This is a genomic window from Bradyrhizobium sp. URHC0002 (assembly GCF_054059515.1).
Genome location: NZ_JBSSCF010000001.1, coordinates 7007876 through 7028592 on the forward strand (window position 1 = coordinate 7007876; position 20717 = coordinate 7028592).

A 20717-nucleotide genomic window follows, 5' to 3' on the forward strand; every position below is an offset into this window, starting at 1 on the left:
CCGCCGGTCACGATAAGCGGGACATCTCTTCCCGGCCCGAAGCCGTGGAGATGCCGGCGTTGTCGATCGACGGCGTCAGCCATTCCTATGGCGTCCGACAGGCGCTGATCGACATCGGCTTCACCGTCGCACCGGCAAGCTTCACGGCGCTGCTTGGCCTGAACGGCGCCGGCAAGAGCACGCTGTTCTCGCTGATCACGCGGCTGTTCGGAATCCAGCGCGGACATATCGGCATTTTCGGCCATGATGTCGCGCAGGCGCCCGGCGAAGCGTTACGGCTGCTCGGCGTGGTGTTTCAGCCCCGCACGCTCGATCTCGACCTCTCGGTGACGCAGAACCTGCTGTATCACGCCGCCTTGCACGGCATCGCCAGGCGCGACGCCCGCGAACGTAGCCGCGAGGTGCTGGCGCGCCTCGGCCTTGCCGACCGCACCGGCAGCAAGGTGCGCGACCTCTCCGGCGGCCAGATGCGCCGATTGGAGATCGCCCGCGCGCTGCTGCACCGCCCGCGCCTGCTGCTGCTCGACGAGGCAACCGTCGGCCTCGACGTCAAGGCGCGCGCCGATATCCTCAACCACGTCCGCCAGCTCGTTAACGAACAGGGAATAAGCGTGTTGTGGGCGACGCACCTGTTCGACGAGATCGGTTCGAACGATGATCTCGTCGTCCTGCATCAGGGCCAGGTTCTGGCCCAGGGCAAAGTCGCGCAGGTCATCGCCGATGCCGGCGGCAGCGACATCAACACGGCGTTCATGCGGCTGACCGGCTCCACCGCACAGAGCGGGAGCCCAACGTGACATCCGCAACCATAAGGCCAATTCGTAGCGGCTTCTCGTTCGCCGAATATCTCACCTGCCTGAACGGCATCGTGTGGCGCGAGGCGCTTCGCTTCCTCCATCAGCGCGAACGCTTCATCTCCGCGCTGGTGCGGCCTTTGGTGTGGCTGTTCATCTTCGCCGCCGGCTTCCGTCAGGTGCTCGGCCTCTCCATCATCCCGCCCTACGAAACCTACATCCTGTATGAGGTCTACATCGCGCCCGGCCTGATGGCGATGATCCAGCTCTTCAACGGCATGCAGTCCTCGCTCTCCATGGTCTACGACCGCGAGATGGGCAATATGCGGACATTGCTGGTCAGTCCGCTGCCGCGATGGTTTCTCTTGTCCTGCAAGCTGCTGGCGGGAACCGCGGTCTCGCTGCTTCAGGTGTATGCCTTCCTGCTGATCGCCTGGTTCTGGGATATCGCACCGCCGCCGGCGGGCTATCTCACGGTGCTGCCGGCGCTGGTGCTATCAGGCCTGATGCTCGGCGCGTTGGGGATGCTGATCTCCTCCGGCATCAAGCAGCTTGAGAATTTTGCCGGCGTGATGAACTTTGTCATCTTTCCGATGTTCTTCGCTTCCTCAGCGCTCTATCCGCTGTGGCGCATCCTGGAGAGCAGCCCGATGCTCTACTATGTCTGCCTGTTCAATCCGTTCACGCATGCCGTGGAGCTGATCCGTTTTGCGCTGTATGGACAAGTGAACTGGACCTCGCTCGCGGTTGTCGGCGGCTGCACGATCGCCTTCATGGTCGGCGCCATTTATGCTTACGATCCATCGCGCGGCCTGATCCGCCGCGGGCCGGCCGGAGGCGAGACATGAAATATCGGACCGCGATCGCAGTATGGCTGGCCGTTGCGGCGACGATCAGGTTCGCCCATGCCGCCGATCCGCGCTATCCCGACTGGCCGTGCGCCCAGGCCAAGGTGCCCGAGATTTCGCTTGCCGCGGTCTGGGCAGGGCCTCCCCTCGACGACGTCTCCGGCAAGTGGAAGGACGACGCCAAGGTCAGCGCGCTGGTCACGAAGCTGGCGGCAAGGCGGACCCCGCTCGAGGAAGCGCAAAAGGCGATCACCGAATATCTGAACGGTGCAGCCGACAAGACCGGAAGCGGAAAGCTGCTGTTTGCCGGCCTGTTCGACTCCCTCAATGCCCAACGTACCCAGGTCCTGAACGGGCTGGAGCGTGTCACCCGCAAGCAGCGAGAGGCGGCCGATAGAATCCGCGCCGACACGCTTGCCCTGCAGGCGCTGCAGAGCGCAACGCCGCCCGATCAGGCGAAGGTCGACGATCTCGGCAATCAGCTCGTTTGGCAGACCCGCATCTTCGAGGACCGGCAGCGCGTCATCAAATTCGTCTGCGAGGTGCCGACCGCGATCGACCAGCGTCTGTTCGCCCTCGGCCGAACGATTCAGCAGGAGATAGAATAGTCCCTAGCGCCGCGACGAAGTCTCCTCACCTGCCCGCGGTTCTGGCTGCGACTCGGCGAGGTCCAGGCCAGCCCGCTCCCAGCCATCTGTTCCTTCGGGATACCACGCTACATTGGAATAGCCGTATGTCAGGATTCGCTTTGCCGCATTCCAGGACATCCAGCAATCGGCCTGACAGTAAACCACCACCAGCGCGGCGGTGTTGCCCGCCGTCGCGCGGACGAGGCCGCGCCGCAAATAGTCTTCCGTTATAGCCGCCAACTTTCCGTAGCCGGTGTCGGGCAGCCACACGCTGCCGGGAATGTTGAGCCGCGGCTTGTCGCGCCAGACCGTGCCTTCCGGCAGATTTTGCGGCTTTGGCGCGCGGGGCAACACGTCGATGAATACACCCGTCTTTTCTCGCCAGATCGCGCTGGCCTCCTCGGTCGTCAGAACACGCACGCCGGCAAGGGTCGCGGGAACCGGCGCACGGTAATCTTCCATGCGATACCCATCGGGCTCAGAAGGCCTTTCCTGCGCCGATGTCGAGACAATGAATGTGAATGCCGCAAGGATCAGGCCTGCGAGCGTTTCCTTCATGGCACTTTCGTTGCCGTCTCCGCGCCGATCGGCCGGTCGTTCTCGTCGAGCAAGGGAACGCCGAAGTCGAGCAGTATCTTGTTGATGGCGGGCTGGTTCTCCTGGATCAGCCGATTGAGCAGCCGCTTCCAGTTCTGGTCGGCCCCCCGCACGCCCATGCCGATGCGGAACGCCAATCGCGGGCCCGTCTTTTCCTTCACGAGAGGCGTGACGTGAAGCGGCGGGTTCGCCTTCTTCGCGTAGAAGCCCGCCATCGGTCCCCACAGAATCCCGGCGTCAATCTTGCCCGACACCAGGTCGCCGATCATGGCCTCTGCCGACGAGTCGATGCGCGTATCGACCATCAACTGATATGGTTTGGCGTTCATCATCAAGCCGTTGACCGCCATGTTCGTGGCGGGCGGCGTGCCGGCCACGATGCCGATATGCTTGCCTTTCAGTCGCTCATCTTCCAGTGTCGCAACGTCTTCGAGGCCGCTGCCCTGCTTGGCGACCAGCGCATAGGCGGTGCGGTAATAGGGGTTGGTGCCCTGAACCATGTCGTCGCCTTGCGGGAAGCCCATGATGACGTCGCAACGATGGGCCCCAAGGGTCATCCGAACGAAGCCGGTCGCCTGCGGGAAGTACATGTAGTCCAGCTTCTTTTGCAGCTTCTCGGCGAACAATTCGGCGAGCTTGTTCTCGAATCCCTCGCCCTTTTCGTTGGAGAACGGCAGATTGTGCGGATCGGCGCAGACGCGCAGCACCTTGGGATCGACGAGTTCGATCGACAGATCGCCGGTTTCGTTGATCTGCGCGCGCGCGACATCGCGCCCGATGAGTACGGCGAGGACCGTCAGTATCGAAACCGCCAGCCAGCGTTTCGGCCCGGCATATGTCTTCAAAAGCTGCTGCACTTCCGGACCACCATGGTTGCCAATTTCGGAAAAATATCGGCAACCCGGACGAATGAAGTTCCGTTGAAGCCGCAGACCGGCAAAATGCTAAGCTTGTCAATTGGAGCCTGCAACAGGAATAATCCCCATGGCGGCCTCGTTACCTGTGCTGCGATGCAAACGCAGCCCGCGATGAAGCATGGAGTTGCCGATAGCGCTCGTGGTGAGACGGAGGCCGAAATATGGCTCATGCCGCATGGATCCTTGCCGCGCTCGCGATGCTCGCACCGGCGACAGCCTCGCGCGCGCAGCAACAGCAGTTGCCCGTCAGCTCCGTTGCGGATGGCGTATTCGTGCACAACGGCCAAACCGCGCAGATGACGCGGGAGAACGACGGCGCGATTGCCAATGTCGGTTTCATCGTTGGCGAGGACGCGGTCGCCGTGATCGATACGGGTGGGAGCCTCCGCGAGGGACGACAATTGATGGAGGCCATTCGTGCCCGGACCGGCAAGCCGATCCGCTACGTAATCAATACGCACGGCCATCCCGATCATGTTTTTGGAAACGCCGCCTTCGTGCAGGACGGAACGACCTTTGTCGGCCACACGAATCTGCCGCGCGCGCTGGCCACGCGCGGACAATTCTATCTCGACGCATTTCGCCGTACCATGGGCGATCAGCTGATCGACGAGGTCAGCATCGTGCCGCCAACACTGCTCGTCAGCGGCACGCTCAATCTGGATCTGGGTGCACGAACGCTCGTCTTGCGGGCGTGGCCCGCCGCGCATAGCGATTGCGATCTCACGGTGCTTGATGAAAAAACCGGAACCCTGTTTGCGGGCGATCTGGTGTTTCTGGTCCACACGCCCGTGCTGGACGGCAGCATCCGCGGCTGGCTGGGCGCACTCGACGAGCTCGGCATGCTCCCCGCGCAACGCGTGGTTCCCGGTCACGGTCCTGTGAGCGGATGGCCGGCTGCCCTCGCCGACGAGCGCCGCTATCTGCAGTCCCTGGCCTCTGACGTACGCGGGCTCGTCGCCCGCGGCGAGCCGATTGCGGCGGCACCCACTGCCGCGGGCTCCGAGCGATCCCGCTGGGACTTGTTCGACGACTTCAACACCCGCAACGCAACCGCAGCATTTTCGGAAATTGAATGGGAATAGCGCGCGCATTACCCTATATTGCGTTGGTTGCTTCCATCCCAACGAAGGTGGTGCATGCCCGGACATTTTCTCCGCCTGTTCGTCGTCGCTGGCTTGCTGCTGTTCGGCGCGCCGCTGACGTTCGCGGCAACGCCTGACCCCTGGCCCGGCCTGGTTCAGGACATCTTCAACAACCGTCCGATGAACGATGGCGGCGACGTGATCGGCATCGAAATGCCGTCCCGTGCCGAGGATGCCGCAATCGTACCGGTGACCTTGCGAACGAAGCTGTCGCCCGGTGACATCAGGCAGGTGCTGAGCATTACGCTGGTCATCGACCAGAACCCCGCGCCGATGGCGGCCAAATTCCAGCTCGGACCGGACGCCAAAGTGTCTGAGATCTCCACCCGCGTCCGCGTCAACAATTACACCGATGTTCATGCGGTGGCCGAACTCAGCGACGGCAAGCTTTACATGGTCAAGACCTATGTGAAGGCGTCCGGCGGCTGTTCGGCGCCTGCCGCCAAGAACGCCGACGAGGCCAAAGGCAGGCTCGGCCAGATGCGCTACCGGCAGTTCGCAAAAGCCGGTGAAGGCCCCGCCAGCGGCGCGCGCGAGGCCCAGATCATGATCGGGCATCCCAACAATTCCGGCCTGCAGATGGACCAGGTCACGCAACTGTATGTGCCGGCCTTCTTCGTCAATGAACTGCGGCTTTGGCAGGATGACAGCCTGGTGTTGACGATGGAAGGCGGCATTTCAATTTCGGAAGATCCCAATATCAGGTTCACCTACGTGTCGAACGGCACGAAAACTTTCCGCGCCGAGGCAAAGGATACCGAAGGACACGTTTACCAGCGCGAATGGAAGATCGACGATTCCGGGATTTGACGCCGGCCTGCGTGCAGCGCCTCAGAAACAGCGCACTTCCGCTTCGGCCTGGGCCCGCCTGAGTTCGTTGAGCGCGCTTGCCGCCTGCTCCGATGTGCGGAACTGCCCGCCCAGATTTCCCCGGACCTGCGACATGCTGAGCACGGTTTCCGCCGTCACATAGCGTGCATAGGGCACGAGCGATGCGACAATGTCGATCGAGCACGAGCATTGCTCGATCGCCTGCCGCGTCTCGCCATTGGCCTTCAGGCAACCGAAAACATATTCGACGCGCGCCGATGTCGGATAGTCGTTGACGTCTTCGGCGTGCGCCACCGTCACCAGCGCGGCCAGCGCGGCCACCGTCCGTCCTATCGACCCGACAAGCGTCATCGTCTTCCTCCCGCTAACAGGCGTGAAGCTATGCCATGAATGCGCCGCTGAAAAGGAGACTATTTAGCAAGCGGTGAGAGGCACCATGAGGTGAGAGGCACCATGAAATGCAACGCGCAGGCTGTTGCGGTGCAGAAAATTGAGCCATTCGACAAGCAAGCCGTCACGATACGCCTCGTAGGCAGCGCTCGAGGTGCGTGCTACGTTACGTCATCGGCGAGGTTGACCATGAAACGCTCGATCGGAACAGCCGCGCTCGGTCTTTTTCTTGCGACCATGGCGGCAACGGCGCAGGACATGATGCGTCACGTCGACCTGTCGTCGCCCGATATGGTGTCGGCCGAAATGTCGCGCGGACAGGTCGAGGCCGTGTTGGCCGAGGCAACCATCTTGGCACCCGCCGATTTCACCGGAAAGCGATTGTCCGGCCTTGACCTTTCCGCTCTCGATTTGTCCGGCGCAATTTTTCGCGCGGCGCGGCTCAACAAGACAAGGCTCGCCGGCGCCAGACTCGACCGTGCCGTCCTCGACCAGGCATGGCTGCTCGAGGCGGACCTGACCGGCGCAAGCCTGAAGGGCGCAAACCTGTTCGCCTCGCAGATGGTTCGCGCCCGCCTCGACGGCGCTGATCTCTCAGGCGCGCGCATCGCTGCCGATCTCACTGGCGCCAGTCTCGTCGGAGCTTCGATCGCAGGAGCAAATCTGGGCGCCGACATGCGCAACCAATCGATGGGCCTGATGCGCACAATCCTGAAATCCGCCAATCTGGAAGGGCTGAACGCACGCGGCGCCGACCTGTCTCGCGTCGATCTTGAGTTTGCCACGCTGAAGCGCGGCGACCTCACGGGCGCTTCTCTCAGGGGAGCCCAGCTCGGGGGAGCCGACTTGACCGGTATCACCGTCATCGATACCGATTTCGAAGGTGCCGATCTCGATTCAGCCAGGTTGATCGCCCCAATCGGCCTCGACCGAGCGAAGAACTTCGATAAAGCAAGAAATCTAGAACGTCTGATAAAGCAATGACGGCTCTGAACATTCCGCGATGAAAGGATTGCCCCGATGCGATGGACCCTGGCTTTGGTGGCACTCTTGTCAGCGAGCGCCAATGAGGTGGCCGCGCAGGGGAAAGGCGTCCGATTGTGGAATCTGACCACCGCGACCATTTCGGAGTTTCAGCTTTCCCCGGCCGGAAAGAGCGACTGGGGTCCCAACCAGACCCTGAACGACAAGGACAAGGAAGTCGATCACGACGAGCGCCTGCGCATCACAGGGGTGGAGCCGGGACGCTATGACGCCAAGGTCGGCTATCGCGGCTCGAAACACTGCTTCGTTCGCGGCATCGAGATCAAGGCCGACGCTGTGTTTTCGATCGCGGACAAGGATTTGAAGGACTGCAACAAGTAGCCGCTACTGCCGGGCGACTATTCAGCCCGCGGACCAAACTGCGTCGCCGGAGGCCTTCTGGTTGTTGCGGGGATATTCGCAACGCCATTTGACCGCGGTCCATTTTGGATGCTCGCCCACCCACTGCGCAATGTACGGCTGCGCAGCCATGACGCATTGCCGTAGCGAAACGTCTGAAGAAAAGACCAGATGGGTTTCCTCGCAGGTGGCCGGCGAGAGCACCGCACAGACGGTCACGATCAGATCTATTGGAGTCATGCCCTGATATCCCTTGAATGGTCCTGAACAGATTAACGCAAAAAGCTACCGTAACGGGCGGCGTAAAGTTTCACTACCCCGTGAAAAAGCCGGAAACCCGGCCGCGCCGGCAGCCCTAAAAGTTGACGCCAAATACCAGCCGGGCCTGCTGGCGTTCGAAATTGACGAGGTCAAGGCTGGCAGTTGACCCCGCCGGGCGCCCCCACGCCTGGACGCTCCAGCTTGCGGTCAGCCGCGAGCGTTTCGACAATTGGAAGTATGCCGTTGGACCGACAAACAACGCCTGCCCTGCAAGTTCCTCCAGGCCGATCCCCTCATATTTCCGCAAGTAACGCGCTTCACCGCCCAACAGGAAACCCGGACGCAACTGCGCCATGAGCCCAAGCGCCGCCCCTGCAGTGGATTCCCGATCCGTCACGCCACTGCCGACAAAACGCGTCCACTCCGGCTCGTAGATCAGGTTGAACGCCGCGATGACGCGGTTCGGCACGAGCTCCCGGTCGAACGCTAACCTGAACTCCGTTCCGAAACTCCGGACCCTGTCAGCCGTTGTCTCATCGACCCGATGCGCGTGCGCTTCTGTCGCGAAAGTAAGCCCAAATGGCGCCGTTTCCCGATCCAGAAAGCGGTAGCGAAAATCGACCGACCCGCCCTGCCACGATAGCCGGCGCTGATCGTCGAGGCCCGGCACACCACTGATCAGATGCGACGCAAACGTGCTTCCGATCTCAACCCGAAAATTCCGGGCTGGCACAAATTCCAGTTCGAACTCCTGGCCGACGGCCCGATAAGTGCCGCCGTTCCTGCCGAAGCGTCCGGTCGTCTCGCTTTGAAACTCCCGCTCGCCGACATTGCCGGTATCGGTGCCGATCATGAAGCCGAACAGATGCTCGGTATCGATGCCCTCGGCATGGACGCAGGCCGGCAGCAGCGCAGCAAGAAACATGACCGCCGCCCGGAAAGTCTTTGCGCGCGTAGACATTCGCATTCAGCGGGTCACGGGGTTGAACCGGCAAGTCCGGCGGAGTCGGCCGAGATCATACCCTAGCATGATGCTTAGGCCATCGGCGAGCCATCGGAGCGCTTTGAATGCAGGTTCGACAAGGAGGAACTGGACCGGACCGCCTTCCCGCGGCCGTCTATTCCTGTCCCCTCTGGCAGGATCCACGCTTTGCTCTTGTTGGAGGCAGTGGAGAATTTTCAGGGGATCGTACAGCTTGCCCGACCCACAGCAACGAGCTGTTGCAGGAGCCGGGCAGACCGTTTCGACGCGTCTATTGACGCGCCGCGCAGGCGTACATGTTGATTTCCATGCCCACCGGCACTTCCACAATCTTCGGAGTTTTCCAACTCATCAGGGTTCTCCCAAGCAGTGCTGGCACGACGTTCGTGCCGCCACCAAAACTAGGTTGACCTCGAACATAGCGCAAGCACGGAACATCAAACGTTGAAGGCATACCGACACATCTGACGCCGGAAACTTCCCTCTTGGGCAAGGCCACTTCGCTCTTGGACAAAACGACCAAAGCGACGGATCGACGCATGAGACACGTCGGTCACGGTTCAGGAATTCAGTCAGCCTCCCGAAGCGTCTGTCGCAAATGGAGACTTCGGCGGGATATCGGAGAACCGGCCGAAGCGGCGACACCTCGTCACCGCCTCAGCTTCACACCTCAGCAATCCTTATCTGCGGTCTTGCTGCCAGCCTTTGCGCCTTCGGCCTGCTGTGCTGCCGTCGGCTCGCCCTGCATCTGCCGCTGCGCATCTTGCGCAGACGCTGCTGTGTCTCCGGTCTTTTGATTCATCGCGCCGGTCGGCGGATGTTGACCGGTATTGCCGGCCATACCCGTTGTCTGGCTGTCACCCGTCTTGGCCGGTCCCGAGCCTGCATCCTTCAGGTTGGCGGCGCGGCTCGTGTCACAGGGACCTGCTAGCGCCGCGCCGGTGCTCAAAACCAAGATGGAGCAACCAGCAATCATGAGCTGTTTCATTTTCATCTGTCTCTCCTGTTCTCGTGAAGTACGCGCGACGCGATGAGAGGCAACCGACACGTTGTCTGCAGGTTCCGGGTGGCTACGCGAATCCTGACATGTTTAATCTTTTAATCTGCCGCCAGATTTTTTGGAGGACAACCCATGGAACCGATTCACCGAAGGTTGATCAGTTTTCTTTTCGCGGTGTGCCTGGCTTCGCCGGCCTTCGCGCAGGACAGGCAGCCTGACCAAACCGCACCAAACGGCGGGATCGCCGTGCCCGCCGGCGGGCCGTCACGGACCGGGAAAGAACGCATGGGCAGGAAGTGGATGGACGAGCAAAGGATCGACAATTGCAACGTGCCGATCGACAAGCGCGGGAGCAGGCCACGATCCAGTGCCTGCTCGCATGTTCCGTCGGGATGATCAGCGACGATGGTGCAAGTGGATGGTGCAAGGGTGCGGCTGCCCACTGCGATCCAGCGCCGGCGCCCGCGACACGACGACACCGACCAGCTGAACTCGTGCAGTGCCACGGTTCACCCGCACGGCACCAGCCGTGCGATGGAGGCCAAAGCAGCGACGGGCTCGTCGTACCCGCCGCTAATCCCAGGCGGTTAATCCCAAGACCAGGCGGAGAAGTCGTTCTCGAATTGCGGGACTTCCTTCCACACGCCTTTCAGCTTCTTGCTCGCAATGGTGATCCATTGCGGCTGGAACAGGAAGCCGGCCACCGCGTCGGTCGCCAGCATGCGCTGCGCGTCGCCGAGCAGCTTGGCGCGCTCGGCCTCGGCCGGCGTTGCCGTAATCTGCTTGTAGAGCGCGTTGAAGGCTTCGTTGTTATAGCCGAGATAGTAGTCGGCCTCGGTTATCTTCACGAGATCGAACGGCTCGACGTGCGAGACGATGGTGAGATCGAAATTGTGCGGTCCGTTACCGGCAAACACCTGCGATAGCCACTGCGCCCATTCGACGTTCTCGATCTTGGCGATGATGCCGACCTTGGCGAGCTGGGCTGCGAGGACTTCGCCGCCCTGCCGCGCGTAAGGCGGCGGTGGCAGCTTGAGGCTGAGCTCAAGCGGGGTCGTCACGCCGGCTTCCGCGAGCAGCTTCTTGGCCTTTTCGGGGTCGTGGGGATTGATGCCTGTGGTGTCGACATAGCCCAGCGATCCCGGCGTATAGAAGCTGCCGATCGGCGTGCCAAAGCCATCGACGGCACCTTCGATCATCGCCTTGCGATCGATGGCGGCAAGGATGGCGCGCCTAACCCGCACATCGTCGAGCGGCTTCTTCCGTTCGTTGATGCCGACGATGGTCTTGGCCTTGGAGCCGCCGATCAGCACATTGAAGCGCGGATCGGCCTTGAACTGCGCCACGCTGCGCGCCACTGCGGCGCGCGGAAACGCGTCGACGTCACCCGACAGCAGCGCCGCGACCTGCGCTGAGGGATCGCCGATGAAGCGGATGGTGACCTTGGAAAGCTTGATCGCGGCGGCGTTGCGATAGTCGGGCCATTTGGTCAGGGTGATCGACGATCCCTTGGCCCAGGCGCCGAGCGTATAGGGTCCGGTGCCCACCGGTTGCGTCGCATTGGTCGGTGCGCTTTTCGGCTCGACGATCGAGCCGCCCGCCTGACCCAGCAGGAACGGCAGGTTCGGTTCGGAATATTTCACCGCGACGACGATCGTATCCGCATCTGGTGCGGTGACCGATTCAAAGGCCTGGTACAGGCTCTTGTCCTTGTTGGTGCTGGCCGGCACTGCGTTGCGTTCGTAGGTGAACTTTACCGCCGCCGAATCGAACGGCTCGCCGTTATGGAATTTGACGCCCTTGCGGAGCTTGAACGTATAGGTCTTCAGGTCGGCCGACGCCTGCCAGCTCTCGGCCAGCAACGGCGTTACCGAACCGTCCTCGTTGATCTTGGTCAACGTCTCATAGAGGTTATAGAGCGTGACCTCGGCAATCGCCGCAGCGGCGGCGTTGGTGGGGTCGAGCCCCGGCGGCTCCAGCGTCATGCCCATGACGACGCTGTCCTTCTTGCCTTGCGCGAGGCTCGGCAGCGGCGCGGCGGCGAACGCGGCGGCCACCGCGACAATGGTCAGTTTCTTCAGCATGTTTGTTTCCCCGAAATATCCCGGACAATCTAGTGCAGTACCGTGTAAAAGGCTAACCCTCCGCCGTGACCTGTGGCAGCGCCATCACCGCCTCGGCGTAGTGGCATGCGGCAAGGTGCGCGGTGCCGACGTTGCGCAGCGCCGGCGCGGTATCGCGGCAATGCTGATCGGCCAGCGGACAGCGCGATGCGTAGGCGCATCCGGTCGCGCCGGTCGACTGGGACGCGATCGACTGGGCGCCGCGGCGGCGGCGTACCCCGCCGGCCCGGGCGCGCGGCACGGCCTCGAGCAACGCCCGCGTGTAGGGATGGGCGCAATGGGCGAACAGATCCTCAGGGGCCCCCTGCTCGACGACTCCGGCCGAGATACATCACCGCGATCTCGTCGCAGAGATAATCTACCACCGCGAGATCGTGGCTGATCAGGATGTAGCTCAACCCGAACTGATCCTGCAGGTCTTGCAGGAGATTGAGCACCTGCGCCTGCACGGAGACGTCGAGTGCGCTGACCGGCTCGTCGGCGACAATCAGTTTTGGCTGGGTGATCAGCGCACGCGCGATCGCGATGCGCTGGCGCTGGCCACCGGAAAATTCGTGCGGGAACTTGTCCATGTCGGCGTCTCGCAGCCCGACCTGCCGCAGCACGCCGGCAACGCGTTGACGCAGCGTGGCGCGATCCATGCGCCCGAGCGCGGTCAAAGGCTCCGCGACGATGCGCGCGATGGTCTGTCGCGGGTCCAGCGAGCCATAGGGATCCTGAAACACCATCTGGAAATCACGCCGGGCGCGGCGCAACTCGTCGGCCGGCATCCGGTGCAGGTCGCGACCCATCAGCGACACCGAGCCCGATGACGGCTGTTCCAGCGCCATCACCAGCCGCGCGAATGTCGACTTGCCCGATCCGGACTCGCCGACCACGCCGAGGCTTCGGCCTGCCATCACCTGCGCGGTGACGCCGTTGAGCGCATGCACCTGCCCGGCCGGCTTGAACATGCTTTCGCGCGGCAGCGTGTAGCGCTGCGCCAGATCCTTCACATCGAGCAGCGGCAGTTCGGCAGACGGTGACGCTTGGTCCAGCATGGTCATGCGCCCACTCCGACCGCCTCAGCCATCGAAACATCCGTCCTGAGACAGCGCACGCCATGGCCGGCGCCGACGTCCACCGGGACTGGCAACGCCGCGCGGCAACGATCTTCGACGATTGCGCAGCGGTCGGCGAAGGTGCAGCCCGAGGGCAGATCGGCAAGCTCGGGCACGGTGCCGGCGATGGTCTGCAGCCTCGTGCCCTTCCGGGCACCAAGGCGCGGGCGCGCGCGAAACAGGCCCTGCGTATAGGGATGTCCCATCCGCGTGAACACGGCATTCGTCGCGCCGCTTTCGACGACGGTGCCGCCATACATCACCATCATGCGCTGCACATTCTCGGCGATGACGCCGAGATCGTGCGAGATCAGGATCATGGACATGCCGCGCTCGGCAACAAGGTCTGCGATCAGATCGAGGATCTGCCCCTGGATGGTGACGTCGAGTGCCGTGGTCGGCTCATCTGCGATCAGCACGTCGGGCTGGCAGGCCAGCGCCATGGCAATGGTAACGCGCTGGCGCTGGCCGCCGGAGAACTGGTGTGGATAGGCATCCACGCGCTTCGCCGCATCGGGAAGGCCGACGCGATCGAGCAAGGCGATGGCTTCCTTGCGTGCCTCTGCCGCCGAGCAATTGGTGTGGCGTCGCAACGGCTCGGCCACCTGGCGGCCAATCGTGTGCATCGGATTGAGCGCGGTCATCGGCTCCTGGAAGATCATGCTGATGCGATTGCCGCGCAGCTTGCAGTAATTCGCATCCGACAGGCCCACCAACTCGCTGCCGTCGAGCCGGATGCTGCCGCTAACGACGGCGCTGTCGGGCAGCAGGCCCATCAGCGCGAGCGCGGTGACGGATTTGCCGCAGCCGGATTCGCCGACGAGACCCAGGGTCTCGCCGCGTTTCAGCGAAAAACTGACGCCGCGAACGGCCTGCGCGGGACCGCGGCTGGTGTTGAGCCGGACGCCGAGATCCCTGACTTCGATCAAAGGCGCGTTAGCTGATACGCTCATGTTCAACGCTCCCGCGCCAGCCGGGGATCGAGCAGATCGCGCAACCCGTCACCGAGCAGATTGAGACCAAGCACGGCGACCGCGATCGCAGCGCCCGGATAAACCGCGAGCATCGGCGATTGGAACAGCAGCGTCTGCGCATCGTTCAGCATGCGGCCCCAGGAAGGCTGCGGCGGCTGCGTGCCGAGCCCGAGATAGGACAGCGCCGCTTCGGCCAGGATCGCCAGCGCGAACTGGATCGTCCCCTGTACGATCAGGATCGGCAGCACGTTCGGCAGCACATGCTCGATTGTAATGCGGAAGCCGCCTTTGCCGGAGGCGCGCGCGGCCAGCACGAACTCCCGCGCCCAGATCGCATTGGCCGACCCACGGGTGAGCCGGACCAGGGTTGGGATCTGGAAGATGCCGATGGCGATGATCGAGGTCACCATGCCGGGGCCGGCGACGGCCGCCAGCATGATGGCCGAGAGCACCGCGGGAAACGCGAAGGTGAAATCGCTCATCCGCATGATGAGCTCTTCGGTCCAGCCCTTGCGCGCGGCGGCGATCAGCCCAAGGCACACCCCGAAGGTGAGGCCGATCCCGACCGCGATGACGCCGACCATGATGGTGGAGCGCGCGCCGACCAGCAGCAACGAGACGATATCGCGGCCAAGCACGTCGGTGCCGAGCCAGTGTGCGGCCGACGGTGGTCGCAGCTTGGCGGCCACGTCGATTTCATAGGCTGACCACGGCGTCCAGACCAGCGACAGCAAGGCGGCGCAGAGCACCATCAGGCTGAGCGTGCCGCCCGCAACAAAGCTGCGATGGCGCAGCGCGCGGCGCCAGAACCCGTTGGCAAGCCGCGGACGCGCCGGGGCCCCAACCTCGACTGAGGCGCTCAGCGGGGTGCTCATAGGTTGTGTACCTTGATACGCGGATCGATGAAGGCATAGAGCACATCGACCACGAAGTTGACGATGACGACCACGGCCGCCAGCAGCATCACGCAGTTGCGCACCACGATCAGGTCGCGATTGGCGATCGACTGGAAGATCAGCCGGCCGAGCCCCGGCAGATAGAACACGTTCTCGATCACGATCGTGCCCGCCAGCAGATTGGCGAATTGCAGGCCCATCACCGTCATGACAGGGATCATCGCATTGCGCAGCACATGCCGCCACAATACGTCGCGCTTGCTCAAGCCCTTGGCGCGCGCGGTGCGCACGAAATCCTCGCGCAGCACCTCAAGCACCGCCGAGCGCGTGACGCGTGCGAGGATCGCCGCCTGCACCACCGATAGCGAGATCGCAGGCAACAGCAGCGACTTGATCCCGGCAATGATGCTTTCGTCCCAGCCCGCAAATCCGCCGGCCGAAAGCCATTGCAGCTTCACCGAGAACAGCAGGATCAGCAGAATGGCGAACCAGAAGTTGGGAAGCGCGATGCCGAACTGCGTCAGCGACATCACGCCGACATCGCCGAGCTTGTTGTGATTTGCCGCCGTATAGATGCCGGCCGACAGGGCCAGCACGACCGTCATCGACATCGACATGATCGCCAATGGAATTGTCAGCACCAGACGCTCTGCAATCAATCCCGCAACGGGCGTGCCATAGGCATAGCTGTTGCCCAGATCGCCCGTCAGCAGCCCCTTGATCCAGTGGACGTAGCGATAGTGCAGCGGCTGATCCAGCCCGAGCTTGACCATTAGCGCCCGGACCGCATCCGGCGAGGCATCCGCGCCCATCAGCATCTGCGCGGCGTTGCCGGGCAAGGCATCCAGCACAAGGAAGATAATCAGCGACGCGCCAACCAGCGTCGCTATCAGCGTCAGAAAGCGGCGGAAAATGAAGACGCTCAAGTCTCGATTCCCTTGTTGGCGGCCAGTCCCTTGTCAGCGATCAAGTGCGATGGTGGCCGCATCTTCGCTTACCCAGCCAGGCTCGGCCAGCGGCCGAGAAGATCTTGCGAGGCCTCAAACAGCGCGCTGACGCGCAGCAATTCGACGTCTCCCCGGAATTGCCCGACCAACTGGATGCCGATCGGCAGGCCGTCCGCGTCAAAGCCGGCGGGCAGACTGACGGCGGGATGACCGGTCATGTTGAACGGCATTGTCCATGGAAACCAGCTCGGCCGTACGTCGATGAATACCCGCCCGTCGATTTCCATCGTGCCGAACAGGTCCTGGTCGATCGGAAGCGCTGACCGGGTGATGGTTGGCATCGCAAGAATATCGACCCTCTGCAATAATGTCTGAATCCGCCGGAACAGCGCCGTACGGTCAAACATCGCCTGCTGATAGTCAACACCGCTGACCTTGGTGGCCAGCGCCAGTTGCTTCATGAACGTCTCGCTCAGCACGTCGCGATGATCGGCCGCAAGCTTCTCGAACCGCGCGCGCCACGCGGTGTGATTGATGGCGCGCCAGATCGGCTCCACCTCAAATCCGTCGCCGGACATTTCCTCGACCTCGGCCCCGAGGGCCTCCAGCCTGGCAAGCGCGACCTTGAATGCCGCGACGACATCGGCCGCAACGGGCCGGCCGAGCGGCGCGAGGCAGAATGCAATCTTGCGCCCGCGCAGATCGCCTGATGGAGCCGATCCCTCGACAAAATTCCACTGCGGAAATCCGATCGACCACGGATCAGAAGCGTCTTCTCCCGACATCGCCTGCATCATCAAGCCGGTGTCTGCGACGGTGCGCGTCATCGGCGTCACATAGGTCTGGTTGCCGAACGCGTCCTGCACCTGACTGTGGGGAATGACACCATTGCTTTGCTTCAGCCCGACAACGCCGTTGCAGGCTGCCGGAATCCGCGTCGAGCCGCCGCCATCGGTGGCGATGGCAAGCGGCGCGATGCCGCTGGCAACCGCAACCGCCGCTCCCCCGCTTGAACCACCGCTGGAGCGCGCGCCACTCCAGGCATTGCGCGTGCGACCGAACAGCGGCGAGTCCGTCAGGCACTTGGTGCCGAACTCCGGCGTCGTGGTCTTGCCCACGAGAATGGCACCTGCTGCCCGCATTCGCGCCACGGCGACCGCATCGTGGTCAGGGACGTTGTCCTTGTAGGGCACCGCTCCGAAGGTCGTTCGCACCCCCTTGGTGTTGACGATATCCTTCACGGTGTACGGAATGCCGTGAAGAAGGCCGAGCGGCCCCCCGGCCATCACGTCACGCTCCGCCTTCCTCGCATCGGCCATGGCCTCATCGCCGCACAGCGTGATGAAGCAGTTCAACTCGGGCTGCAATCGCTCGGCACGCGCAAGAACGGCACGCGTTATTTCGACCGGTGAAACCTCCTTGCGCACGATCCGCGCGCGGAGTTCGGTCGCAGGCAGCAAGCACAGTTCATCGCTCATCGCGCTAAAGTCCTTAGGGTCGAATGACGCCAAGATGACATTCAGATTGACTTTCCGTCCAATACCATCGCACAATTGACCCATACGAGTTCGGTATAGCAAAAATGGACCTCCGGCGTCTCCGCTATTTCGTTGCCGTCGCCGAAGAGCGCAGCGTTGGCCGGGCGGCCGTCCGCCTGCGCATGGCGCAGCCGCCCCTGTCGGTCCAGATCCGCAAACTGGAATCGGAAGTCGGAACCCCGCTGTTTCGCCGCGGCGCGCGGGGAATGGAGCTGACGGCGGCCGGCCGCGCCCTGCTGTCGCGCGCGCGTGAAGCGCTGGCCCTGACGGCTGAAGGTTTTGAGGCCGCCCGCGCGGTGGCCGCCGGGCGCCGGGGAAGACTGTCGGTCGGTTACATGTTCGCGCTGGCCCACGCCGTGTTGCCGAGGCTGGTGCCGGAACTTCGAAGGTCCCTTCCCAAGGTCGACTTGGAGTTCATCGAACTGAGCGCATCGACGCGCGAGGCACGGCTGCTGGATCACAGCGTAACGGTCGCGCTTTGCATGCCCGCCATTCGCCACAGCGAGATTGAGGTCTCCACGATCGGAAAGCAGCGATTAATGCTGGCCATGCCGGCCGGTTCGCAGCTGGCGCGCTCGGCAGCCGTTCCGGTGGGAAAGCTGCAGGGCCGCCCGCTGATAAGTTTGCCCTGGCCTGCCGAAGATCCGGCGACCTCCGTTGTGAATTCGCTGCTCCGGCGGCATCAGGTCAGCATGACGGTCGCGAACCGGGTCGAAACGGTGCACTCGGCGCTCAGCCTCGTCCTTGCCGGCGAAGGCATGGCGATCGTTCCGGCCTGCGCCCAGCTCGGATGCCCGACCGGCGTCGTGTTCAGGCCCTTCGTCGACGTCGACGATGCCATCGATGTCGCGGTTTGCTGGCGGCGGGATTCTCTCAATCCGCTGGTCCGGAATTTTCTCAAATGCGCCGAAAAGGCGATCCGCCAGGCCTGACACCCGCGGCTTCCCGCTCGCGTCTGCTGCCGGATCGCGATGCGATATCAGCGCATCACCACATCGTCTGCCGCGCGCGCTCCGGCCATTCGCGATCATATTTTTCGCCTCCGACCGTGTTGTCGCTCATCTCTGCAAGGATCTGGCCCGGCGTCGGCAGGCTCCTGGGATCGACGTGCTTGTCGGGATTCCAGAGATCGGAGCGCACGATGGCACGCGCGCACTGGAAGTAGACCTCCTCGACCGTCATGACGATAACGGTGCGCGGCGCCTTGCCCTCCATCTTGAACGACGCGAGCAGTTCCGGATCGGCCGAGACATGCGCGTGGCCGTTGATGCGCAGCGTGCTGCCGGAGCCCGGGATGAGAAACAACAGCGCCGCCCGCGGATCGCGCACGATGTTGCGCAGCGAATCGCAGCGGTTGTTGCCGCGGCGGTCCGGCATCATCAGCGTCTTCTCGTCGTGGATGCGAACGAAGCCCGGCAGGTCGCCGCGCGGCGAGCAGTCCAGCCCCTCCGGCCCGCAGGTTGCCAGCGCCGCGAACGGCGACTTGTCCATCAGCGCCCGATAGGCCGGCGTGATCCTGTCCGCGACCTTGACGGTCGAGGCATCGTTCGGAAAGCCGTAGATGGCCTCAAGCTGGTCGATGGTCGCGACAACGGTCATTTCGGGTCTCCAGTCATTCGTCCCATTTCTCTCCCTTGATGACGCGGGCGAGTTGGCGGGCATGGTATTCGGCGCTGCTGACGTTGACGATGGTAACGTCGGGCGCGGCCGAAGCGTCCTCCACCGTGCGGCGCAGGCGGTTTTCGACCATCCCGTCGCTGCTTCGCGCGCGCATCGCAATCCGTTCAGCCAGAACGTTTGGCGGCGCGGTGATCAAAACCACCACCACGTCGGCATAGGCACGGCGCATTGCGCCAATGACCGTGCGCGATACGTTGGCGACGATGGTTCGCCCGACGCGGATTTCGTCGTCGATCGCACGCCCCAGCGCGTAGCAGTGGCCGTGGGCTTCCCAATGCATGGCATATTCGCCACGCGTCAACGCCTCCTGAAACGTGCTGGTGCTAACCTCCTCGTTTTCCTCCGATGCCGACGCTTCGCGCGTAATCACGCGGCGTGGAAATACAACGTTGCCATCATCGGCACAGGCAGTCCTGGTAAGGCCGAGCAGCGTATCCTTGCCGGCGCCGCTCGGGCCGACCACGAGCACCAACCGGCCCGGCCCGATGGCAGCGGTCTGATCTGTTGTCGTGGTTGTCAGCGTCTCCGTCATGCCACCCGCCGCCCTTCCCGCCAGACGCTGCGCACCACCGGAATGTCGCGGGCGACATGCACCCGGATCAAATCGGCGCGCTTGCCGGGCGCGATTTCGCCGCGGTCCGCAAGGCCCACGGCTTCGGCCGGCGTCTTGGTGACGGTGCGGACGGCGGCGGCCAGGTCGATCGCCGGAACATGCTGCGGCAATTGCAGGGCTGCCATCAGCAGGCTCGAGGGGATGTAGTCGGACGACAGGATATCCAGCAATCCCTCGCGGGCGAGATCGATGGCGGCGATGTTGCCGGAATGCGAACCACCCCGGACCACATTCGGTGCCCCCATCAGGATGCCGATGCCGGCCTGATGCAGCCCGCGCGCGGCTTCCATCGTGGTCGGAAATTCTGCCACCGAAACCCGATCCTGGATCGCATCGGCGACGTTTTCCTCGGTGGTGTCATCATGGCTGGCGAGCGGGATTTCATACTGATGCGCAAGCGCCACGATTTCGCGCATGTTGTTCGCGGCATACGTCTTCTGATAGTGGAAGCGCTTCTCGAACAGCGCATCGAGTTCGGCGTCAGTTTTGCCGCCCCCCTTGCCGCGATAATAGTCGCGCAGCTTGACCTCGTCGCGGAACTGACGCTGGCCCGGCGTATGGTCCATCAGCGACATCAGCCGCACGTCCGGCCGGTCGATCAACTCCTTGGCTTCCTCGACCACGCTTGGCATCGGAATTTCGCAGCGCAGGTGCAGGAAGTGATCGGCACGAAGCAGGTTCGCTTCGCGCGCGGATGTGATCGCTTCTGCGAGCACGCCTGCCCTGCCGTCCACTTCCTCGGCGCCGTCCTCGCGCCAGACCCGCAGCGAATCCAGAACCGTGGTGATGCCCGAGGTGGCCAACTGGCCGTCGTAGGACACCACCGCTGCGATCGGATCCCAGAATACCTTTGGACGCGGCACGTAATGCATTTCGAGATGGTCGGTGTGCAGTTCGATCAGGCCGGGCATGATCAGGTCGCCGCCGGCGTCCTCGCTGCCCGACGGCGCGCTTCCCTCGCCGAATTCCGCGATGCGGCCGTCGACAAACGCGACCCAGCCGCGCTCGACCACGCGATCGGCCAGCACGATGCGGGCGTTACCGAGGATGGTTTCTTGCCTTGTCATCT

Annotated in this window: 24 protein-coding genes and 1 pseudogene; 8 read left to right on the top strand and 17 right to left on the bottom strand. The window is 63.2% G+C overall.

The features are described 5' to 3' along the window. Nucleotides 1-50 precede the first annotated feature (50 nt). Genes ACVWVY_RS34145 through ACVWVY_RS34155 form a run of 3 tightly spaced genes read left to right on the top strand, consistent with a single transcriptional unit; the run spans nucleotide 51 to nucleotide 2250 of the window. A complete protein-coding gene (locus tag ACVWVY_RS34145; RefSeq protein WP_456632379.1) occupies nucleotides 51-797 on the top strand; it encodes an ABC transporter ATP-binding protein in 747 nt (248 codons plus the stop codon). Next, nucleotides 794-1642: an ABC transporter permease gene (locus ACVWVY_RS34150; RefSeq protein ID WP_456630504.1), complete on the top strand. Its 849-nt coding sequence runs from the start codon at nucleotides 794-796 to the stop codon at nucleotides 1640-1642. The genes ACVWVY_RS34145 and ACVWVY_RS34150 overlap by 4 nt, the downstream gene beginning before the upstream one ends. Continuing rightward, nucleotides 1639-2250 (top strand): hypothetical protein, encoded by a 612-nt coding sequence (locus tag ACVWVY_RS34155; protein WP_456630505.1) that lies wholly within the window; start codon nucleotides 1639-1641, stop codon nucleotides 2248-2250. The genes ACVWVY_RS34150 and ACVWVY_RS34155 overlap by 4 nt, the downstream gene beginning before the upstream one ends. 3 nt (nucleotides 2251-2253) lie before the next feature. On the opposite strand, the gene ACVWVY_RS34160 is transcribed toward ACVWVY_RS34155, so the two are convergent. Together ACVWVY_RS34160 and ACVWVY_RS34165 are read right to left on the bottom strand one after the other, a co-directional pair. Further along, nucleotides 2254-2829 (bottom strand): PQQ-dependent catabolism-associated CXXCW motif protein, encoded by a 576-nt coding sequence (locus tag ACVWVY_RS34160; RefSeq protein ID WP_456630506.1) that lies wholly within the window; start codon nucleotides 2827-2829, stop codon nucleotides 2254-2256. After that, nucleotides 2826-3668, bottom strand: coding sequence for a substrate-binding domain-containing protein (locus tag ACVWVY_RS34165; protein ID WP_456632380.1), 843 nt, complete (start codon nucleotides 3666-3668; stop codon nucleotides 2826-2828). The genes ACVWVY_RS34160 and ACVWVY_RS34165 overlap by 4 nt, the downstream gene beginning before the upstream one ends. A gap of 278 nt (nucleotides 3669-3946) precedes the next feature. On the opposite strand from ACVWVY_RS34165, the gene ACVWVY_RS34170 reads away from it, so the two are divergent. Beyond that, on the top strand, nucleotides 3947-4870 hold the full coding sequence (locus ACVWVY_RS34170) for a quinoprotein relay system zinc metallohydrolase 2 (RefSeq protein ID WP_456630507.1): 924 nt from the start codon (nucleotides 3947-3949) through the stop codon (nucleotides 4868-4870). Nucleotides 4871-4924: 54 nt separating this feature from the next. Then, complete coding sequence (locus tag ACVWVY_RS34175) at nucleotides 4925-5740, top strand: quinoprotein dehydrogenase-associated SoxYZ-like carrier (protein ID WP_456630508.1); 816 nt, start codon at nucleotides 4925-4927, stop codon at nucleotides 5738-5740. Nucleotides 5741-5761: 21 nt separating this feature from the next. Here the strand turns inward: ACVWVY_RS34175 and ACVWVY_RS34180 are convergent, their stop codons facing one another. Beyond that, nucleotides 5762-6112 carry a hypothetical protein gene (locus tag ACVWVY_RS34180; RefSeq protein WP_456630509.1) on the bottom strand — a complete coding sequence of 117 codons (351 nt, stop codon included), beginning with the start codon at nucleotides 6110-6112 and terminating at the stop codon, nucleotides 5762-5764. A 228-nt stretch (nucleotides 6113-6340) separates the two neighbouring features. Here ACVWVY_RS34180 and ACVWVY_RS34185 point away from each other — a divergent pair, with 228 nt between their 5' ends. Both ACVWVY_RS34185 and ACVWVY_RS34190 read left to right on the top strand, forming a co-directional pair. Next, nucleotides 6341-7135, top strand: a complete 795-nt coding sequence (locus ACVWVY_RS34185) for a pentapeptide repeat-containing protein (protein WP_456630510.1) — start codon at nucleotides 6341-6343, stop codon at nucleotides 7133-7135. A 36-nt stretch (nucleotides 7136-7171) separates the two neighbouring features. Beyond that, nucleotides 7172-7516: a hypothetical protein gene (locus ACVWVY_RS34190; RefSeq protein WP_456630511.1), complete on the top strand. Its 345-nt coding sequence runs from the start codon at nucleotides 7172-7174 to the stop codon at nucleotides 7514-7516. A 21-nt stretch (nucleotides 7517-7537) separates the two neighbouring features. Here the strand turns inward: ACVWVY_RS34190 and ACVWVY_RS34195 are convergent, their stop codons facing one another. From ACVWVY_RS34195 to ACVWVY_RS34245, 11 genes and pseudogenes are all read right to left on the bottom strand, one after another. Next, nucleotides 7538-7774, bottom strand: a complete 237-nt coding sequence (locus tag ACVWVY_RS34195) for a hypothetical protein (RefSeq protein WP_456630512.1) — start codon at nucleotides 7772-7774, stop codon at nucleotides 7538-7540. Nucleotides 7775-7889: 115 nt separating this feature from the next. Further along, on the bottom strand, nucleotides 7890-8756 hold the full coding sequence (locus ACVWVY_RS34200; protein WP_456630513.1) for a hypothetical protein: 867 nt from the start codon (nucleotides 8754-8756) through the stop codon (nucleotides 7890-7892). Between the two features lie 292 nt (nucleotides 8757-9048). Continuing rightward, a complete protein-coding gene (gene pqqA, locus ACVWVY_RS34205) occupies nucleotides 9049-9129 on the bottom strand; it encodes a pyrroloquinoline quinone precursor peptide PqqA (RefSeq protein WP_108512900.1) in 81 nt (26 codons plus the stop codon). A 318-nt stretch (nucleotides 9130-9447) separates the two neighbouring features. After that, nucleotides 9448-9771, bottom strand: a complete 324-nt coding sequence (locus tag ACVWVY_RS34210; RefSeq protein WP_456630514.1) for a hypothetical protein — start codon at nucleotides 9769-9771, stop codon at nucleotides 9448-9450. A 149-nt stretch (nucleotides 9772-9920) separates the two neighbouring features. Further along, nucleotides 9921-10283, bottom strand: coding sequence for a hypothetical protein (locus tag ACVWVY_RS34215; protein WP_456630515.1), 363 nt, complete (start codon nucleotides 10281-10283; stop codon nucleotides 9921-9923). An 81-nt stretch (nucleotides 10284-10364) separates the two neighbouring features. Beyond that, entirely contained in the window at nucleotides 10365-11861 is a 1497-nt protein-coding gene (locus ACVWVY_RS34220; RefSeq protein ID WP_456630516.1) for an ABC transporter substrate-binding protein, read from the bottom strand. Between the two features lie 52 nt (nucleotides 11862-11913). Further along, nucleotides 11914-12940 (bottom strand): annotated as a pseudogene (locus tag ACVWVY_RS34225) (ABC transporter ATP-binding protein). 2 nt (nucleotides 12941-12942) lie between these two features. Further along, nucleotides 12943-13953, bottom strand: coding sequence for an ABC transporter ATP-binding protein (locus ACVWVY_RS34230; protein WP_456630517.1), 1011 nt, complete (start codon nucleotides 13951-13953; stop codon nucleotides 12943-12945). A gap of 2 nt (nucleotides 13954-13955) precedes the next feature. Next, nucleotides 13956-14849 (bottom strand): ABC transporter permease, encoded by an 894-nt coding sequence (locus tag ACVWVY_RS34235; RefSeq protein ID WP_456630518.1) that lies wholly within the window; start codon nucleotides 14847-14849, stop codon nucleotides 13956-13958. After that, nucleotides 14846-15796 (bottom strand): ABC transporter permease, encoded by a 951-nt coding sequence (locus ACVWVY_RS34240; protein WP_456630519.1) that lies wholly within the window; start codon nucleotides 15794-15796, stop codon nucleotides 14846-14848. The genes ACVWVY_RS34235 and ACVWVY_RS34240 overlap by 4 nt, the downstream gene beginning before the upstream one ends. Nucleotides 15797-15864: 68 nt before the next feature. After that, a complete protein-coding gene (locus ACVWVY_RS34245; protein ID WP_456630520.1) occupies nucleotides 15865-17295 on the bottom strand; it encodes an amidase in 1431 nt (476 codons plus the stop codon). Nucleotides 17296-17399: 104 nt separating this feature from the next. On the opposite strand from ACVWVY_RS34245, the gene ACVWVY_RS34250 reads away from it, so the two are divergent. Continuing rightward, nucleotides 17400-18287, top strand: a complete 888-nt coding sequence (locus ACVWVY_RS34250) for a LysR family transcriptional regulator (RefSeq protein WP_456630521.1) — start codon at nucleotides 17400-17402, stop codon at nucleotides 18285-18287. Nucleotides 18288-18342: 55 nt separating this feature from the next. On the opposite strand, the gene ACVWVY_RS34255 is transcribed toward ACVWVY_RS34250, so the two are convergent. The 3 genes from ACVWVY_RS34255 to ACVWVY_RS34265 are packed head-to-tail and all read right to left on the bottom strand — an operon-like array spanning nucleotide 18343 to nucleotide 20715. Beyond that, nucleotides 18343-18954, bottom strand: a complete 612-nt coding sequence (locus tag ACVWVY_RS34255) for a pyridoxamine 5'-phosphate oxidase family protein (RefSeq protein WP_456630522.1) — start codon at nucleotides 18952-18954, stop codon at nucleotides 18343-18345. A gap of 13 nt (nucleotides 18955-18967) precedes the next feature. Further along, complete coding sequence (phnN, locus tag ACVWVY_RS34260) at nucleotides 18968-19567, bottom strand: phosphonate metabolism protein/1,5-bisphosphokinase (PRPP-forming) PhnN (RefSeq protein WP_456630523.1); 600 nt, start codon at nucleotides 19565-19567, stop codon at nucleotides 18968-18970. Then, nucleotides 19564-20715, bottom strand: a complete 1152-nt coding sequence (locus ACVWVY_RS34265) for an alpha-D-ribose 1-methylphosphonate 5-triphosphate diphosphatase (RefSeq protein WP_456630524.1) — start codon at nucleotides 20713-20715, stop codon at nucleotides 19564-19566. Before ACVWVY_RS34265 ends, phnN begins: the two co-directional genes overlap by 4 nt. Nucleotides 20716-20717: the final 2 nt, after the last annotated feature.

Excerpts from the sequence above, each read along its gene's own strand:
- ACVWVY_RS34200 (WP_456630513.1), bottom strand. The coding sequence starts at position 8,756 with ATGTCTACGCGCGCAAAGACTTTCCGGGCGGCGGTCATGTTTCTTGCT.
- ACVWVY_RS34160 (WP_456630506.1), bottom strand. The coding sequence starts at position 2,829 with ATGAAGGAAACGCTCGCAGGCCTGATCCTTGCGGCATTCACATTCATT.
- ACVWVY_RS34220 (WP_456630516.1), bottom strand. The coding sequence starts at position 11,861 with ATGCTGAAGAAACTGACCATTGTCGCGGTGGCCGCCGCGTTCGCCGCC.
- ACVWVY_RS34210 (WP_456630514.1), bottom strand. The coding sequence starts at position 9,771 with ATGAAAATGAAACAGCTCATGATTGCTGGTTGCTCCATCTTGGTTTTG.
- ACVWVY_RS34190 (WP_456630511.1), top strand. The coding sequence starts at position 7,172 with ATGCGATGGACCCTGGCTTTGGTGGCACTCTTGTCAGCGAGCGCCAAT.
- ACVWVY_RS34145 (WP_456632379.1), top strand. The coding sequence starts at position 51 with ATGCCGGCGTTGTCGATCGACGGCGTCAGCCATTCCTATGGCGTCCGA.
- ACVWVY_RS34185 (WP_456630510.1), top strand. The coding sequence starts at position 6,341 with ATGAAACGCTCGATCGGAACAGCCGCGCTCGGTCTTTTTCTTGCGACC.
- ACVWVY_RS34180 (WP_456630509.1), bottom strand. The coding sequence starts at position 6,112 with ATGACGCTTGTCGGGTCGATAGGACGGACGGTGGCCGCGCTGGCCGCG.
- ACVWVY_RS34170 (WP_456630507.1), top strand. The coding sequence starts at position 3,947 with ATGGCTCATGCCGCATGGATCCTTGCCGCGCTCGCGATGCTCGCACCG.
- ACVWVY_RS34175 (WP_456630508.1), top strand. The coding sequence starts at position 4,925 with ATGCCCGGACATTTTCTCCGCCTGTTCGTCGTCGCTGGCTTGCTGCTG.
- ACVWVY_RS34255 (WP_456630522.1), bottom strand. The coding sequence starts at position 18,954 with ATGACCGTTGTCGCGACCATCGACCAGCTTGAGGCCATCTACGGCTTT.
- ACVWVY_RS34250 (WP_456630521.1), top strand. The coding sequence starts at position 17,400 with ATGGACCTCCGGCGTCTCCGCTATTTCGTTGCCGTCGCCGAAGAGCGC.
- phnN (WP_456630523.1), bottom strand. The coding sequence starts at position 19,567 with ATGACGGAGACGCTGACAACCACGACAACAGATCAGACCGCTGCCATC.
- ACVWVY_RS34230 (WP_456630517.1), bottom strand. The coding sequence starts at position 13,953 with ATGAGCGTATCAGCTAACGCGCCTTTGATCGAAGTCAGGGATCTCGGC.
- ACVWVY_RS34195 (WP_456630512.1), bottom strand. The coding sequence starts at position 7,774 with ATGACTCCAATAGATCTGATCGTGACCGTCTGTGCGGTGCTCTCGCCG.
- ACVWVY_RS34245 (WP_456630520.1), bottom strand. The coding sequence starts at position 17,295 with ATGAGCGATGAACTGTGCTTGCTGCCTGCGACCGAACTCCGCGCGCGG.
- ACVWVY_RS34235 (WP_456630518.1), bottom strand. The coding sequence starts at position 14,849 with ATGAGCACCCCGCTGAGCGCCTCAGTCGAGGTTGGGGCCCCGGCGCGT.
- ACVWVY_RS34265 (WP_456630524.1), bottom strand. The coding sequence starts at position 20,715 with ATGACAAGGCAAGAAACCATCCTCGGTAACGCCCGCATCGTGCTGGCC.
- pqqA (WP_108512900.1), bottom strand. The coding sequence starts at position 9,129 with ATGAGTTGGAAAACTCCGAAGATTGTGGAAGTGCCGGTGGGCATGGAA.
- ACVWVY_RS34155 (WP_456630505.1), top strand. The coding sequence starts at position 1,639 with ATGAAATATCGGACCGCGATCGCAGTATGGCTGGCCGTTGCGGCGACG.